At 74.1% G+C, this 15762-nt stretch carries 14 protein-coding genes; 2 read left to right on the top strand and 12 right to left on the bottom strand.

Annotation, left to right across the window (positions count from 1 at the left end):
• Positions 1 to 15 precede the first annotated feature (15 nt).
• The 5 genes from ABNF97_RS27440 to ABNF97_RS27420 form a co-directional block, all read right to left on the bottom strand.
• Positions 16 to 1281, bottom strand: a complete 1266-nt coding sequence (locus ABNF97_RS27440) for a hypothetical protein (RefSeq protein ID WP_349340294.1) — start codon at positions 1279 to 1281, stop codon at positions 16 to 18.
• Positions 1282 to 1306: 25 nt separating this feature from the next.
• The gene (locus ABNF97_RS27435) at positions 1307 to 2938 is read right to left on the bottom strand and encodes a S8 family peptidase (protein ID WP_349340293.1); all 1632 of its coding nucleotides are present in this window, start codon (positions 2936 to 2938) and stop codon (positions 1307 to 1309) included.
• Between the two features lie 164 nt (positions 2939 to 3102).
• A complete protein-coding gene (locus ABNF97_RS27430; protein WP_349340292.1) occupies positions 3103 to 3831 on the bottom strand; it encodes a hypothetical protein in 729 nt (242 codons plus the stop codon).
• Positions 3818 to 4798 carry an acetylxylan esterase gene (locus ABNF97_RS27425; protein ID WP_130462418.1) on the bottom strand — a complete coding sequence of 327 codons (981 nt, stop codon included), beginning with the start codon at positions 4796 to 4798 and terminating at the stop codon, positions 3818 to 3820. The genes ABNF97_RS27430 and ABNF97_RS27425 overlap by 14 nt, the downstream gene beginning before the upstream one ends.
• A gap of 141 nt (positions 4799 to 4939) precedes the next feature.
• Positions 4940 to 5647 carry a GTP cyclohydrolase II gene (locus ABNF97_RS27420; RefSeq protein WP_349340291.1) on the bottom strand — a complete coding sequence of 236 codons (708 nt, stop codon included), beginning with the start codon at positions 5645 to 5647 and terminating at the stop codon, positions 4940 to 4942.
• A gap of 224 nt (positions 5648 to 5871) precedes the next feature.
• Here ABNF97_RS27420 and ABNF97_RS27415 point away from each other — a divergent pair, with 224 nt between their 5' ends.
• On the top strand, positions 5872 to 6564 hold the full coding sequence (locus ABNF97_RS27415) for a dihydrofolate reductase family protein (protein ID WP_130462420.1): 693 nt from the start codon (positions 5872 to 5874) through the stop codon (positions 6562 to 6564).
• Positions 6565 to 6626: 62 nt separating this feature from the next.
• Here the strand turns inward: ABNF97_RS27415 and ABNF97_RS27410 are convergent, their stop codons facing one another.
• From ABNF97_RS27410 to ABNF97_RS27390, 5 genes are all read right to left on the bottom strand, one after another.
• Positions 6627 to 7787: a lysylphosphatidylglycerol synthase transmembrane domain-containing protein gene (locus tag ABNF97_RS27410; protein WP_349340290.1), complete on the bottom strand. Its 1161-nt coding sequence runs from the start codon at positions 7785 to 7787 to the stop codon at positions 6627 to 6629.
• A 144-nt stretch (positions 7788 to 7931) separates the two neighbouring features.
• A complete protein-coding gene (locus ABNF97_RS27405; protein WP_130462421.1) occupies positions 7932 to 8789 on the bottom strand; it encodes a methyltransferase domain-containing protein in 858 nt (285 codons plus the stop codon).
• Positions 8786 to 9934 (bottom strand): glycosyltransferase, encoded by a 1149-nt coding sequence (locus ABNF97_RS27400; RefSeq protein WP_207230478.1) that lies wholly within the window; start codon positions 9932 to 9934, stop codon positions 8786 to 8788. The genes ABNF97_RS27405 and ABNF97_RS27400 overlap by 4 nt, the downstream gene beginning before the upstream one ends.
• Before the next feature lie 50 nt (positions 9935 to 9984).
• Positions 9985 to 10383 carry a 6-carboxytetrahydropterin synthase gene (locus ABNF97_RS27395; RefSeq protein ID WP_130462423.1) on the bottom strand — a complete coding sequence of 133 codons (399 nt, stop codon included), beginning with the start codon at positions 10381 to 10383 and terminating at the stop codon, positions 9985 to 9987.
• Between the two features lie 44 nt (positions 10384 to 10427).
• Positions 10428 to 11420 (bottom strand): MDR/zinc-dependent alcohol dehydrogenase-like family protein, encoded by a 993-nt coding sequence (locus tag ABNF97_RS27390; protein WP_130462424.1) that lies wholly within the window; start codon positions 11418 to 11420, stop codon positions 10428 to 10430.
• Positions 11421 to 11533: 113 nt separating this feature from the next.
• On the opposite strand from ABNF97_RS27390, the gene ABNF97_RS27385 reads away from it, so the two are divergent.
• Positions 11534 to 12358, top strand: a complete 825-nt coding sequence (locus ABNF97_RS27385) for a CDP-alcohol phosphatidyltransferase family protein (RefSeq protein ID WP_349340289.1) — start codon at positions 11534 to 11536, stop codon at positions 12356 to 12358.
• A 158-nt stretch (positions 12359 to 12516) separates the two neighbouring features.
• Here ABNF97_RS27385 and ABNF97_RS27380 read toward each other — a convergent pair whose 3' ends face one another.
• On the bottom strand, positions 12517 to 13317 hold the full coding sequence (locus ABNF97_RS27380) for a hypothetical protein (protein ID WP_349340288.1): 801 nt from the start codon (positions 13315 to 13317) through the stop codon (positions 12517 to 12519).
• Positions 13318 to 13484: 167 nt separating this feature from the next.
• A complete protein-coding gene (locus ABNF97_RS27375) occupies positions 13485 to 15731 on the bottom strand; it encodes an Hsp70 family protein (protein WP_349340287.1) in 2247 nt (748 codons plus the stop codon).
• Positions 15732 to 15762: the final 31 nt, after the last annotated feature.

Raw genomic sequence — 15762 nt, 5'->3', positions numbered from 1 at the left:
GGGAGGCGCAGGTCGTCAGCTGCTGATCGCAGAGTACAGAGCGTAGACGACCTGTCGACCGCTGACGTCGCCGTGCGAGCGGATGAACCTGTCCGCTTTCAGGTTGAACACCCGACCCGGCCGGAACTGGTAGCCGCCGCCCACCTCCAGCAGATCGACGCAGGGCTGGACCACCTCGGGTGTCTTCAGCGCCCCGTTTCGACCGATTCCGCCGTACGGGTCGTTGGCGTCGCCCAGCCCGGCGCCGGCCTGCCGGGCGAGCCGGGACGCCGCCGCGTACGCCAGGCCGACCGCCCGGTCGTTGACGGTGTGCGTGACCAACATCGGTCCGGTCATCTGCCGATCGGCCAGTAGCGACCGGAACAGCCCGTTCTCGCCCCGACCGTTGAAGTTCACCGCGAAGGCGTGGTGGCTGAACGCGCCCTGCAGCAGAGTGCAGGAGTGCAGCCGGGGGTGCCGCACCGCGGCGGCGGCCAGCGCCCGGGCGCCGAACGAGTGACCGGCCAGGTGCAGCCGTACGCCCGACGCGGATGCCCGGGCCAGCTCGGACAGCAGCGTGGCGATGCCGCCGGAGCCGACCTTCCCGGCCCGGTCCTTCATCGTGTAGTAGGTGGTCACGTTCAACACCCCGCGCGCCTTGGCCAGCACGCTGTCCAGGTCGAAGCCGAAGCCGGCCGCGCCGCCGGTCCGCTCCGGTCGCCCGAAGTCGACCTCGGGGCCGCCAACCGCCTCGAAGACCGTCTCCGCGTCTCCGTGCAGCAGCGCCGCCGGCGGCGGATCCTCGTCCACCCCCACAGCGCCGGAGAACGGCTCGGCCGGCCCGGGTGGGATCTGCTCCCGCAGGGCGTCGAGGAAGCGCTGCCGGGCCTCGGCCGAGTCCGCGAGCCTCGGCACCAGCCGGGTCAGCAGGGCTGCCCGGGCCGGGTCCTCGACCCGGGTCGCGATGGCCCCGATCAGCGCGACCGCCTCGTCGCCGACCGCGACCCCGCCGCCGGCCACCTCGTCCTCGTCCGACCAGCGGATCGACGGCCAGAGCGCGCCGACCACGGCCAGGGTCCGGGACTCCGCCCCGGGTACCGCCGGGCGCACCGCCGCCAGGTTGTCGGTGAGCCGCTGGTAGAGGCGGCGGGCCTGCGGGATGTCGTTGTTCCAGCCGTGGCAGAGCACGAGTACGTCGGTGGCGCCGCAGGCGGCGACCAGTTCCACCGCGGCCCGCCGCTGGTTGTCGTCGTGGATCGCACCGGTGGACCGGATCTCCACCTCGGCGTACGGGAACTGCATCTGCACCTCATCCGGGAGCGAGTGGTCAGACCGACTGGAGGGCCCGCATCGCGTCGACGAGACCGCGGCCCTGGAACGAAGGGTCCCGACCGAGGTCGGTGGCGGAGTCGAGCAGTGCCCGCTTGACCCGGTGCGGGCGGCCGATGAACTCCTGGTGCACCGACATGAACGCGGCCGCCACGCCGGAGACGTGCGGTGCCGCCATCGAGGTGCCGGAGTTCTCCACGTAGGTCGCGCCGGGCACGCCGCCGAGCGCCTGCTCCAGCAGCCGGCCGGCACCGGCGCTGATCACCCGCTCGCCGGGCGCCACCAGGTCCGGCTTGGCCCGACCGTCCCCGGTGGGGCCCTTGGAGGAGAAGTAGGAGACGCCGGAGGCGTGCGGCCGGCAGGAGGTGGCGCCGACCGTGATCGCCAGTTCGGCGTTGCCCGGGTCGTTGATGGTCAGGTCGAACGCCGTACGCATCCGTCGGCCACCGGCGTCGATGACGTAGCCGTACCCGGTGTTGCCGGCTGCCGCCACCACGACCACGCCGGACTGCACCAGCCGGTCGACCTCCCGGCAGATCGGGCTGAGACCGGTGGCGAACCAGGTCGGGTCGAACGGATAGCCCACCGACAGGTTGACCCCGTGCACCAGGAGCTCCCGACCGTGGTCGTTGAGTTCCTGGATGTACTCCAGCGCGGCCAGCACCGCCGCCATGTCGCCGGAGCCGTCGTCCCGGAGGATCTTGCAGGAGAGCAGCCGGCAACGCGGCGCCATCCCGCTGACCGCGCGCAGGTGCATCCGCTCGGTACGCAGGTCCCCCACGTCCGGCTGGTAGAAGGCGGCGGCGGTCAGCGGACTCTCGTTCTCGCCGACGATCTGCTCACCGGCCAGGATCCCGGCCACGTGCGTGCCGTGCCCGGCCAGGTCCCTCGTCGCCTCGGCGTCGCTGTCCCCGATGAACGAGCGGTGCGCCAGCGGCGGGGTCAGCGCCAGGTTGCCGTGCCGATGGAAGTGCGCGTGCCCCTCGTCGATGCCGGAGTCGAGCACCGCCCAGACGATGTCCTGGCCGTACGCGTTGAAGGCGCGGTGCGCCGCCTGGCACTTGGTGGTCACCACGGAGCGGTGGATGAGCGGCTGGACCTCGAAGTTGGGCCAGATCCGGTGGATCGCCGACCGTGGGGCGGGCCCGGCGCCGACCGTCGACGCCGACGGCTCCTCGGGGGCCTGGCCGGAGCCTGGGTCCTGCTCCGCCATTCCGGCCTCCGCCTGCTCCTGGGCGACCTCCTCGGCCTCCTCGGCGTCGGCGGCCACCAGGGCGCGGATCTGTGCGGCGGTCAGGGCGCTGCTGACGTACGAGCCGATCGGCCAGACCGGCGTCTCGACACCGGCGACCTCCCGGATCAGCTCCCGGATCCGGGCCTGCGCCCCGCGCACCCCGCCCAGATGGCGGGTACGCAGCTCGATCACCACGCCGATCGGCTCCTCGCCCGAGGACCGCATCCGCTCCTGCAACGGTCGGGCGATGACCGAGTCGGTGACCAGGTTGGGCGAGGTGGGCACCGGCGACAGTGGGCTGGCCCGGTCGCCGCCGTCGGCGTTCCGTTCGGTCGAGCCGAACTCGGCGGGCAGCGGCTCCGCCGGGCGGCCAGGGTCGACGCTGTCGGAGTCCATCGATTCCTCCCGTGAATTCCAGACCATCCTTGCGCACGGATGGCCGGAGGAAAGCGGCGGACGTGGATCTGACAGTCGTCGTCGACCATGCCCTCGGTGCCCCGGACGGTCCCACCGGCTCCGGTCGGGGTCCCACCTGCGGTCGGCGGGGCCGGGCCGGGCGGCTATCCGGTACCGGCGCCGAAGGGTGCGCTGGCCAGCGGCACCCGTACCGGCTGGCGCCCGTTGAACCGGAAGCGCAGCAGTTCGGCCACGTTGGCGACCGCGTCACCGAGGTCGGCACCGCGCCGCGCGGCCACCCAGTCGACCAGGGCGACCGGATCGCGCAGCGGCGCGGTGAAGTGCACCAGGGTGGCGTACCAGATGTCCCGGGCGAAGTCGGCCTCGAACCAGGCGTCCTCGCCGAGTTCGACGGCGAGCCGCGCGGCGAACTCGTCCGGCGCCGGGTCGACCGGGTACGCGCAGGCCATCACGCCGGACGGGGTGAGCGTGAGGCCGCGCAGTGCCAGGCGTACCGGCCGGCACGCCGCCGCGGCCCGGCGCAGCGCCGAGCCGGCCCGGACCACGAGCGGGTCGCCGGCCGGCACGCTGCTCCGGTGCGCCTCGATCGCCCGTACCGTGAGGTGCACCGCCTCCGGCGAGCCGGTCGGCCAGTGCTCCGGGCCGGTCACGGCGGACGCCTCGGCGGTCACCGCCGCGAGCCGGGCGGCGCACGCCGGATCCGGTGGCAGCACCACCGACAGCCCCCACCGGCCACCGTCGACCGGCGGGGAGTCGCAGTGGTTCGTACCGGCCAGCAGCGCGGCGCGACCCCGCGCGAAGAGCCGGTCGAAGGCGGCGCCGTAGCCGACCTCCGGCGTGCCGACCTTCCGCCCCGGGCTAGCCCTGTGCACCGAAGAGCCGTCGGAGCAGGTCTGCCTGTCGGGGAAACTGGAAACCGGCTCCACCCTCGTGCCCGTTGTACGGCCACACCGTGATCTCCTTCTCCGTGCCCCCGTAGTGGTTGAACGCGGCGTAGACCGTCGACGGCGGGCAGACCGCGTCCATCAGGGCGACGGAGAAGAGCGCCGGGGCGGTGGCCCGGCTGGCGAAGTTGACCCCGTCGAAGTAGCTGAGAGTGTGGAAGACCCGCTCGACGTCGTGCCGGTGGGTCCGCAGGTACGTCACCAACTCCTGGTACGGCGAGGCGTCGGTGATCTCGGTGGCCCGCCGGTAGTGGCAGAGGAACGGTACGTTCGGCATCACCGCCGCGAGCCCGTCGACCAGGCCGGAGACGGCGATGCTGATCCCACCACCCTGGCTGGTGCCGGCCACCACCACCCGCTCGGGATCGACCCGGGGGTGCTCCCGGGCGGTCTCCACGGCCCGGACCGCGTCGGTGAAGAGCCGGCGGTAGTAGTACGACGACGGATCGCCGAGCCCGCGAGTCATGAAGCCGGGAGTCTGCGGCAGGCCGACCGGGTCCGGGTCCGGGGTGTCGCCGACCAGGTAACCGTTGCTGCCCTGGCCCCGGGTGTCCATCACCAGGTGGGCGTAGCCGGCGGCGCTCCAGGCGAGCCACTCGTGCGGCAGTCCGCGCCCGCCGCCGTACCCGATGTACTCCACGACGCAGGGCAGCCGGCCGGTACGGTGCCGGGGGAGCAGGAACCACCCGCGTACGGGCTGGCCGGCGAAACCGGAGAAGGTGACGTCGTAAACCTCCACGGTGGAGAGATTCGCGTCGTACGGCTCGAACTTCGCCGGCGTGCCGACCTCGCGGGCCTGGGCGAGCGTGTTGGCCCAGAAGGCGTCGAAGTCGGCCGGTTCATCGCGCTCCGGCCGGTAGTCGCGCAACCGATCCAGTGGCCAGTCGACAAGCATGCCCGTCTCCTCTCGTCGTCGCGGGCTGGAGGGTGCAGCCCGGCGAGCGGCCCCGGCCGCGAGCCGGGGGTCCCGAAGCCGGAGGGTAGCGCCCGGACCGGTGGCCCCGACGTGCCGGTGGCGCACGTCCCGGTTCGCCGCTCAGTCGGCGAGTGGCAGCTCGATGGTGTGCGCGGTGTGGTGGGCCTTCGTCTGCAGGTATCGGGCGTTGGCGGGGGAGAGGTGCACCCCGGTGGGAACCCGTTCGGTGACCTGCACGCCGAGCCGGCCGAGTTGCTCTGCCTTGTCGGGGTTGTTGCTCAGCAGTGCGATCCGGTCGGCGCCGAGCGTACGGAGCATCTGCGCGGCGACGGTGTAGTCCCGCTCGTCCTCGCCATGCCCGAGTGCCAGGTTGGCCTCGTAGGTGTCCAGCCCCACGTCCTGGAGCGCGTACGCGTCGAGCTTCGCGTACAGCCCGATGCCCCGGCCCTCCTGCCGCAGGTAGAGCAGGAAGCCACCGCGGTCGCTGATCCGCTGGACCGCCTCGCGCAGTTGCGGGCCGCAGTCGCACCGCTGGCTGCCGAACACGTCGCCGGTCATGCACTCGCTGTGCGGCCGCACCAGGGGTGCCGGCATGCCGTCGGCGGACCGGCCGAGCCTGTCCCGCCAGTCGCCCAGGCCGAGGGCGAGGTGCTCCCGGCCGTCCACCAGCCCGTCGAAGGTGAAGACGCGCGCGGTCGCGGTGTAGCCGTCGGCGAAGCGGAGCGGTACGGTCACCTGCCGGCGTACGGTGGCGGCCGGAACCGGCCCCGGCGCGGCCAGCGTTTCGGGTGCTTCGGCGGTGGTTACCTGGGGCGGTGTGTGCGGCATCAGTTCTCCCTCTTGGAGTCGGGTGCGTACGCCCTGAAGATCTAGAGTGCCTCTCTCGGGGGTCTGCCCGCCCGCGCTTAGACAGAGCGTGGAGGCTGGTACCCGACGCGGGGTCATCCGACGCGGGCCGGTCGGCGCCGGGGCGAGGCCGGCGGGGACGGGCGCCGACGATGCGGAAGACTGACCCACCGCGTGGGCTGTTCATCGACGGAGAGGTGCGACAAGTGGGCGACCGGCCGTACGTACTGCTCAGCTGCGGCATGTCAATCGACGGCTACCTGGACAACGCCAGCGGTACCCGGCTGCTGCTCTCCAACGACGCCGATTTCGACCGGGTCGACGCGGTACGAGCCGAGTGCGACGCGATCCTGGTCGGCGCCGGTACGGTCCGGCAGGACAATCCGCGCCTGCTGGTCCGGTCGCCGCAGCGCCGGGCCGAGCGGGTGGCCCGGGGGCTGCGACCCACCCCGGTGAAGGTGACCGTGACCGGCCGGGCCGATCTGGACCCGACCGCCCGGTTCTTCGTCACCGGCGAGATCGACAAGCTCGTCTACTGCGCGAGCGCCAGCCTGGACGAGGCCCGCAAGCGTCTCGGCGAGGTGGCGACCGTGGTGGACAGCGGCGATCCCGTCGACCTCGAACTGGTACTGGCCGACCTGCACGCCCGGGGCGTGGCTCGGTTGATGGTCGAGGGTGGCGGGACGATACACACCCAGTTCCTCACCGCCGGCCTCGCCGACGAGTTGCAGTTGGTGATCGCACCGTTCTTCGTCGGTGACTCCCGGGCGCCGCGTTTCGTCAACGATGGCCGGTTTCCGTGGGGACCGGACCGCCGGGCGGAGCTGGCCGAGGTCTGCCAGATCGGCGACGTGGTGCTGTTGCGCTACGCCCTCTCGGAACGGTTCGCCGAGACGTGATCGAGGCATACCCGCCGGGTCGGTCGGGGCGGGGGAGGGCGGGCGGCAGGTCCCGCCGCCGCTCACGCGACCGCTCGGGGTAGCCGGAGCCGGGGCGTCGCCGACGCGACGGCCGCCCCGGTGACAGAGGTCCCGGTGACGGAGGTCCCGGTGACGGAGGTCCCGGTGACGCAGGTCCCGGTGGCGGAGGTCCCGGTGGTGTGGAGCCCGCCGACCCAGCGGGCGACCAGCACCGCGGCTCCGGGCAGGCTGGCGACGAAGGCGAGTACCCCGTACACCACGGCGACGGTGAGGCCGAGCGAGGCGCCCAGCCCGGCAGCCCCGAACGCCCAGGCGGTGACGCCCTCCCGGGGCCCCCAGCCGCCGACGTTCAGCGGCAACGCCATCGCGATCAGGGCCAGCAGCATCAGGGGTAGGAGCCGGGTGAGTGGCGCCGACGAACCGGCGGCCCGGGCCGCGACGACGAACGTGCCGAGGTGCCCGGCGAGCACCACGGCGGACGAGAGCGCGACCCCGGGCCAACTGTTCCGGGCGAGCAGCCCGAGCCGTACGTCGGAGACGCCCGTCCGGTACGCCCGAACCCACCGCGAGGCCCCGGGTCGGGCCGAACCCCGGTCCTCGCCGCCGGACGCCGAGTCCGGGGCGCCGGCCGGGACGGAACGGCCCCGCCGGAGGTGCCGGTCGAGCCGCCGTCGCGACCGCAGGACGAGCCAGCCGGCGACAGCGAGTACCAGGGCCGTGCCCAGGACGACGGCCACCAGCCGCCCGGTCGGGCCGGCTGCTGCCGGCAGCGGGACGGGAGCGGCGAGCAGCAGCGCCAGCGCCCCGACGGTGACCAGCACGACCTGCCCGGCGCAGCGTTCCAGCACCACGGCCCGGACGCCCCGGCCCACGTCCTGCACATCCCTGCCGTGCCGGACCGCCCGGTGCACGTCCCCGAGCACGCCACCCGGCAGGGCCGCGTTGAGGAAGAGCCCCCGGTAGTAGTCGGCGACCGCCCGGCCCAGCGGCAGCCGGATGCCGAGGCCCCGGGCGACCAGGCACCAGCGCCAGGCGCTGAACACCGTGGTCAGCAACCCGATCCCGAGCGCGGCGAGCAGGGTGCCGACATCGATCACCCGCAGCCCGTCCAGGAACGCTCCGGTGCCGAGCCGCCACACCAGGAAGCCGAGGATGGCGGCACCGCCGAGCAGCCGCGCCCAGGCCCAGAAGGTACGCCTCACGACGCCGCCCGGTCCGCCGGAACTCTCCGCCGTGCCGTCCTCGCCCCGCACATCCGCCAGCCTCCCTCGATCGGTCCTCGCCAGTTATACGAGGCAACCGGGGCTGCGGTTCATCCGCCGCCGAGCCGGGTCGGTACGCGTGCATCAGGACGTGGCGAGCAGGTCGGCGTGCCCGACGACCACCCGCAGCCGACCGGCGGTCGCGGCGGCGAGTCGACGCTCCAGGTAGCCGGCGGCCGGGACGGCCAGCTCCGGCCGCTGCTCGACGGCGGCGGCGACCCAGCCGCGCAGCCACCGCGCGGTCAGGTCCGCCTCCGCCGGGCCGAGCCGCCACGGGCTGGGCCGGACCCGTACCTCCGCGCCACACCGGCGGAACGCCTCGGCGGTCGCCTGCACGGCGTCCGGGCCGAGCAGCTGCTGGGCACCGGTACCGCGCCGCTGGTGGGCGTTGAACGCGGCGGCGATCTCGGCGTCGAGCGGGTCGGCCGGGGAGAACTCCACCTCGCCCAGCACGGACAGGGTCAGCAGCGCCGGAGAGCCGGCGTCCACACATGCCGTGACGAGCCGCTCCACCTCGGCGAGGGTGAGCAGGTCGAGCAGGGCGGACGCGGTGACCAGCGACGCCCCGGCGAGGTCGTCGGCGGTCAGCCGGGTGAGGTCGCACTCCCGGGTCCGTACGCTGACCGGGGAGCCGTCGGCGGCGGTCCGCGGGAGGTGGTCCCGGGCGTGGTCGAGCAGCCCGGGCTCGCGGTCGTAGAGCATCCAGTGCTGCGGACCGGGCAGCTGGCCGGCGAGCCAGCGCCCCATCGAACCGCTGCCGCAGCCGAGGTCCCGGATCACCACCGGATTGGCGTCGGGCAGCAGGTTGCGCAGCGGTTCGACCAGTTCAGCCGCCCGGGCGCGGGCGTCGGCCGGCTCCCGCAGGCCGAGCCAGGCCAGGCTGTACGGCGAATCGTCGTCCCCGTCCTCCGGTTGCCCGGTCTGCGCGCCGTGCTCGGTCATGCCCTCTCCTCGCCGTCCCAGCCCGGTCGGAAAGACCTGGCGTGCTCAGTCATGTCGTCCCCCGCCGACCGGGCCAGCGCGGCCAGCACCTCGCCGAGGCGGGCGGCGGTGACCTCCCAGCCGGGCAGGTCGGCCCGGCGCTGCCGGGCGGCGGTCCGGAGCCGATGCCGCAGGTCCGGCTCGTCGAACCAGCGGCGCAGCGCCCCGGCCAGCGCCGCCGGGTCGCCGGGCGGCACCAACAGCCCGGGCACGATTCCGTCCGGCGTCCGCCCGATTGCCTCCGGTAGCCCGTCCACCGCGCTGCCCAGCACCGGGATGCCCCGGGCCAGCGCCTCGGTGACGACCATGCCGTACGGCTCGGCCCGGGACGCCAGCACCAGCAGGTCGGCGGTGGCGTAGTCGGCGGCCAGTTCGGCGCCGGTACGCGGACCGAGGAACCGTACCCGGTCGGTCAGCCCGGCCGCCTCGGCGAGGCGGCGCACCCGGTCGACATGCCCCCGATCGCGGTCGACGGGGCCGACACAGCGGCAGGTCCACGCCCGGTCCGGGATCGTGGCCAGCGCCTCGACCAGTACGTCGTGGCCCTTGCGCGGGATGACCGAGGCGACACTGAGCAGGCCCGTGGCGCCATCCGTACCCTCGGCCAGCGGTGCGGCCGCGACCCCGGGCGGCACGACGTGCACCCGCGCGGCGGGCAGGCCGTGCCGTTCCACCAGCGCCCGCCCGGTTCCGGCGCTGGTCGCGACGATCACCGGCACCGCCCGCAGCGTCTGCCGTTCCAGGTCGTCGAGCCGGGCCGCCACCTCGGGCGGCAGCCCGGTCTCGTCGCCGAGCGGCAGGTGCACCAGCACCGCCAGCCGGAGTCGGCCGGCGGCCGGACCGACGACCTCGGGTACGCCGCAGGCCACCAGCCCGTCCAGCAGCACCACCGCCCCGTCCGGTACGCCGGCGAGCGCGGCGGCCAGCGCGATCCGCTCGGCCTCGGCCGGCCGGGGCCAGCTCCCCGGCACGGGAAGTTCGCGCACCTGCCAGCCGAGCCCGCGAAGCCCGGTGACGACCCGGCGGTCGTAGCGGTTACCGCCGCTCGGGGTGCCCGGATCGTCGATGTCCCCGGGCAGCACCACGTACGCCGTCCCGGCGCGCACCGGGCCGCCCGCGTCACCGGATCCACCCGCCGGGCCGGGAGCCGGTCCGGTCAAAGCGTCCGCTCGTAGCTGGCCCAGGCGATGTGCGACTCGTGCAGGGTGACGGTCAGTCCGGTCAGTCCGCGCGCCCCGGCACCGAGCGATCCCGCGTGCACCCGCTCGGCCAGCCGGTCGGCGATGATCCGGGCGAGCGCCTCGGTCGAGGTGTTGATCCCGGCCAGCGACGGCTCGTCGTCCAGGTTGCGGTAGTTGAGTTCGCCCAGCACCTCGGCCAACTGTCCGGAGGCCAGTCCGATGTCCACGACGAGGTTGTCGGCGTCGAGTTCCGGCCGGCGGAACGTGGCGTCCACCACGTAGGTCGCCCCGTGCAGCTTTTGGGCCGGGCCGAAGACCTCGCCCCGGAAGCTGTGCGCGATCATGATGTGGTCACGGACGGTGATGCTGAACAAGGATTCTCCTCCTGGTGTCTCCGGCTCCGGATGGGTGGTCGCGGCTACTGGTCGATGGCCGGGCCACCGTAGTCGACCCGGTGGCACAGGGCGGGCAGTTCGCCGCTGACCAGCCGGGGGAGTACCTCCGGCAACTCCTCGAAGTCGCAGGCGCCGGTGAGCAGGGCGTCGAACGCCGGGTCGGCGAGCAGTTCCAGGGCGAGGGCGAGCCGGTCGGCGAAGGTTCGCCGCCCGCGCACGTTCGGTGACACCGTCCCCACCTGGCTGCTCCGTACCGTCAGCCGTCGGGAATGGAAGTTCTCGCCGAGCGGCACACTGACCGGGCGGTCGCCGTACCAGCTCAGTTCGACGACGGTGCCCTCCGGGGCGAGCAGTTCCAGTGACCGGGTGAGCCCGGCCGAGGTGGCGCTGGCGTGCACCACCAAGTCTCGGTCGCCGGCCGCCTCGGCGGGTGACGCGAAGTCGACGCCGAACGCGGCGGCGACGCCCGCCCGGGTAGGGTCGGCGTCGACCAGTTGCACCCGGGCGCCGGGAAACCGGGCGAGGACCCCGGCCACGGCGCTGCCGACCATCCCGGCCCCGACGACGGTGATCCGGTCGCCGACCAGGGGCGCGGCGTCCCAGAGCGCGTTCACCGCGGTCTCCACGGTGCCGGCGAGCACCGCCCGGGCCGCCGGCACCCCGTCCGGTACGACGGTGACCGCCGACGCCGGCACGACGTACCGGGTCTGGTGCGGGTAGAGGCAGAAGACGGTACGGCCGGCCAGGTGCTCCGGCCCCGACTCGACCAGCCCGACGTTGAGGTAGCCGTACTTCACCGGGGCGGGGAAGTCGCCGTCCTGGAACGGGGCGCGCATCGTCGCGTACTGGTTCGGTGGCACCTTGCCGGCGAAGACCAGCGTCTCGGTCCCCCGGCTCAGGCCGGAGTGGAGGGTGCGGACCAGTACCTCGTCGGCACCGGGCGGCGCCAGCGGAACCGGCCGGATCTCACCCCGGCCGGGTGCGGCAAGCCAGAAGGCCCGGGCACGCACTGTCATCGACCCCTTTCCCAGCGCGATGAACCGAACGCGGACGTTTTCCGTTTCCACGGGGGTGGGCAGCGGCAACGATACGCGGCGCGCTGATCGTGCCAAACCGTAACGGAGGAACGTTGACTGTCAGTGATCATCCGATCGCAACATCCCTGGTCCGGCTGCGTCCCTCGCGGCATCGGACCCGATCGGCGCCGCTCGACGGCGGCCGTCCCGTACCGGTCGACACGTCGACGGAGGTGGACGGGCCGACGGTGGGGCTGGCCGTCCAGTTCGTCCTGCTGGCGGCGCTCTCCGCGACGGTCGGGCTGGGTCCCGCCGGCTGGCTGGCCGGATCGGCGTACGCGGTGGTCAGCTGGCTGCTGCTCGTCCGGGGCATGCGTCGGTCCGGCGCCCGGACGCTCGGCGCGGCCAACCAGGTCACCCTGGCCCGGGCCAGCCTGGTCGGCGGGGTGACCGCGCTGGTGGCTACCTCCTTCTGGGCACCGGCTCCGGTCGGGCTGCTGGTCGCCGTGGCGAGCGTGGCACTGGCGCTGGACTGGGTGGACGGTCAGGTCGCCCGGCGCACCGGCACCACCTCCGCGCTCGGCGCCCGGTTCGACATGGAGGTCGACGCCTTCCTCATCCTGGTACTGAGCGCGTACCTCGCCCGATCCCTCGGCGGCTGGGTACTGGCGATCGGCGTCCTCCGGTACGTCTTCGTCGCGGCCGCCTGGGCGCTCCCCTGGCTCAGAGCGGCCCTGCCGCACCGGTTCTCCCGGAAGACCGTCGCCGCGATGCAGGGGATCGTGCTGGCGGTGGCGAGTTCCGGCCTGCTGCCCGGACCACTGGCGTACGCCTCGGTCGGGCTGGCACTGGCGCTGCTGTGCTGGTCCTTCGCCCGGGATGTCGGCTGGCTGTGGCGGGCCCGCCATCGGGACCCGGTATCGGCCGGCTCGCGCTGAACCCGTGCCAGCCGATCCTCGTCGGGCTCCAGCATGCCCGCCGCTGGTTCCCGTTCCTCGCGCTCCCCGCCCGGTCAGCGGGAGCGGCCGGTCAGCGGGAGCGGCCGGTCAGCGGGAGCGGCCGGTCAGCGGGAGCGGCCCGTCAGGGGAGCGGCCGGTCAGCGAAAGCGTTCGATCGTCACCGGGATCAGCCCCGCCATCCTGGCCGCCGTGGTCAGCTCGCGCAGCGGCGGGCCGACGACGTCGCCGCGACTGCCGGCCAGATCGGCCGTCAGGTCCAGGCACCAGGCGGCACCGAGCCGGCGCAGTTCCCAGGTGAAGACGTCGACGCCGATCCGGCGCCGAGCGGTGCCGACGACTCCGGTCAGGGCACCGGCGGCGCCGTCACCAGACATCATCCGCCCGTCACCGGGCGACATCCGCCAGGTGTCGAGCAGTCCGGCCAGGCCGTCCGGGTCGCGCCAGGCGGTGAAGAGGACCCGGTAGACCCGGGTCTCGGTGAAGCCGGCGGTGGCCCGGCCGGCGCTCAACCGCAGTGGTGCCGAGGCGGGCAGCAGGATGCCGGCGTCGAAGTATCCGCGCAGTACCTCCTCGGCCGGCAGTTCGCCACCGCCGAGATGGCGGTAGGCGAACTCGACCTCCTGCCGGGTGGCGCCGACGACCCGGTCGCGACGGGCGGCGTCGGTACGTATGCCCCGGCTGAACGCCGAGGCGCCCCTCCAGCGGGAGCCGCCCGCCGTCCAGCCCGTGCTGTCGAGCCGGACCGCCGAACAGTCCCCGCTCAGAGCGAACTCCTCGACGAGGATCGCCGCCGGGCCCGCGACGTCCCGGTTGTCCGGGCGAACCAGGTAGTAGTCCAGATCCGACCCGGCCGGGAGTGCCCTTGCCGGCCCTGGCTGGGAGGCGGCACCGGGCGGCTGCCGGGCCGCACCGTCCGGTCCCGCGGACAACGTCGACATGTCCTGCATTCTCGGCCGGGGATCCGTGCCGAGGGCTGCGGCTCGCCCGAACCGTCGCCGGGATGTTCCGGCGGGTCACCTCGCCCGGTGTCGCCGCATGTCGCCGGGATCGCCGGCACCGGCAGCTCGGCACCGGCAGCTCGGCACCGGTCCCACAGGCCAACGACTCAGCGGACCTCGGGGACGGTCGGCTCCTGTTCGTCGTAGCGGCCGAGGGTACGTTGCCAGGCAGCCTGCCAGCGGCCGTCGGCGATGATCCGCCGCAGGGTGTCGGTGAGCCAGTCCCGGAACGGCTCGTCACCTCGGCGCAGGCCGATTCCGTGCGGCTGCGGGTCGAACCCCGGGCCCGCCAGCCGGAACCGGGTGTCGCCGTCGGCGACGAGGCCCGCCAGGGCCGACCCGTCGCCGGTGATCGCGTCGAGCTCGCCGGAGGCGAGCGCCTCCGCGCACTTCTGGTAGCTCGCCCGCGACACCAGCGTCGACGACCGGCCGTCGAGGTGCGCTTCGAGCCGCCCGCCGTGCGGGGTGCCGCTGACGGTGCAGACCTGGGCGCCGACGGTCAGTAGCGCCTCCGGGCCGGTGATCACGGTGTCGTCGGCGCGCACCAGCAGTCGCTGCCCCGGCAGGTGGTACGGTCCGGCGAACGCGACCCGCCGGGCGCGTGCCTCGGTGATGGTGTAGGTGGCGATGACCAGGTCGACCGCGCCCTGCTCGAGGAGATCCTCCCGGCCGGTCAACGAAACCTCCGTCCACCGCACATCGGCGGGGTCGAGGCCGAGCTCGGCGGCGATCAACCGGCCGATCTCCACGTCGAATCCCGTCATCGTCCCGTCGGGTTCGCGGTGACCGGTGCCGGGCAGGTCGAACCTGCTTCCGATCGTCATCCGCCCCGCCGCCTGCAACCGTTGCATGGTGGTGCCGTCGGCGAATCTCGACGTCGCCCCCACGCTCGGGGTGGGGTCGGCGGCCCCACCGCCGGGCCGGTCCCATGGGCGCAGCACCACGGCGACGGCCAGCAGGACCAGCACGAGTACCCCGGCGAGCTGGAGTCGACCGCTCACCCGGGGCACCGCCGACCGCCCGGCCGCCTTGGGGTCGGGCGGCGGTGACGACCGAGCGCCGGGTGGCGTTGGTGCCAGAGAGCCAGGTGGAGGTGACGACCGAGCGCCGGGTGGCGTTGGTGCCAGAGTGCCAGGTGGAGGTGACGGCGGAGTGCCGGGTGGCGTTGGCGCCGGAGTGCCAGGTGGAGGTGACGGCGGAGTGCCGGGTGGCGTTGCTGGCGGAGTGCTGGGTGGCGTTGGTGGCGTTGGTGGGGCCGGCGCGGGCTGCAGCATGTCGTCCGGCGATACCGCCAGGGCGCCCTCGGCCACCACGAGTTCCGGCTGCTCGGTGACGACCGGCGCCACCCCGAGGACCCGGTGCAGCAGGGTGGCGGCCAGCGGGATCCGGCTGGCGCCGCCGACCAGGACGACCGTGGCCGGTCCCGCCCCGGGGCCGGCCGAACGGATCGCCGCCACTGTCACCTCGACGGTGCGGTCCAGCACCGCCCGGGCCAGTCGGTCGAACTCCTCCCGGCCGACCGGCACCGACTCGTCGAAGAGCGGGACGTGCAGGTAACCGACCGAGGTTCGGCTCAGGCTCTCCTTCGCCCGGCGTGCCTCGTCCCACAGGGTCAGCGCGGCACGGCGGTCGGCGTCGTCGTCCGGTGCGGTCAGCCGCCGCCACCGGTCCGGATCGCGGTCCGCCAGCAGCCGACCGACGTACCCGACCAGCGCCGCGTCGAGATCCAGCCCGCCGGTCTGCGGCAGGCCGTCGGTGGCCAGCACGGTGAAGCCGCCGGTCGCGGTCCGCCGGACCACGGTCGCGTCGAAGGTACCGGCGCCGAGGTCGTAGACGGCGACGTGACCGCCGGTCGGCACGGTCAGTTCGCCGGCCCCCACCAGGTAGCTCGCGGCGGCGACCGGCTCGGCGGCGAGCCGGGGCTCGGGCAGGCCGGCCTCGACGGCGGCGGCCACCAGCAGGGCCCGCCGGGTTGTCCCCCAGGTGGCGGGCACGGTGAGCAGTACGGATCCGGGCCCGTCCGGCCCCGCGACCCGGCCGGCCTCGTCGGCCACCCGGGCCAGCGTGGCGACCACCAGTGAGGTGACGGAGACCTCCCGGTCGCCGAGCCAGAGCATGCCCTCGCCGATGCGCCGCTTCGGGTACGGCTCGAAGCCCTGCGGCCGCCGCCGGGCGGCGCCGATGGCGTCCTGACCGGACAGAATCGTGCCGCCGTCATCCACACAGGTGGCCGAGGCGAGCAGTGGCGAACCGTCGAACAGCAGCGGACGGGTACGCCCGTCCGGCCAGCGCAACACGGCCGCAGTGTGCGAGGTGCCGTAGTCGACACTCAGCCGGAAATCACCGTCCGCCACCCCGGCAGCCTAGTCGGCCCTCGACGCCCGG

It is taken from the genome of Plantactinospora sp. B6F1 (assembly GCF_040120695.1).
GTDB lineage: Bacteria > Actinomycetota > Actinomycetes > Mycobacteriales > Micromonosporaceae > Plantactinospora.
This window is presented reverse-complemented; position numbering and strand designations above follow the sequence as displayed.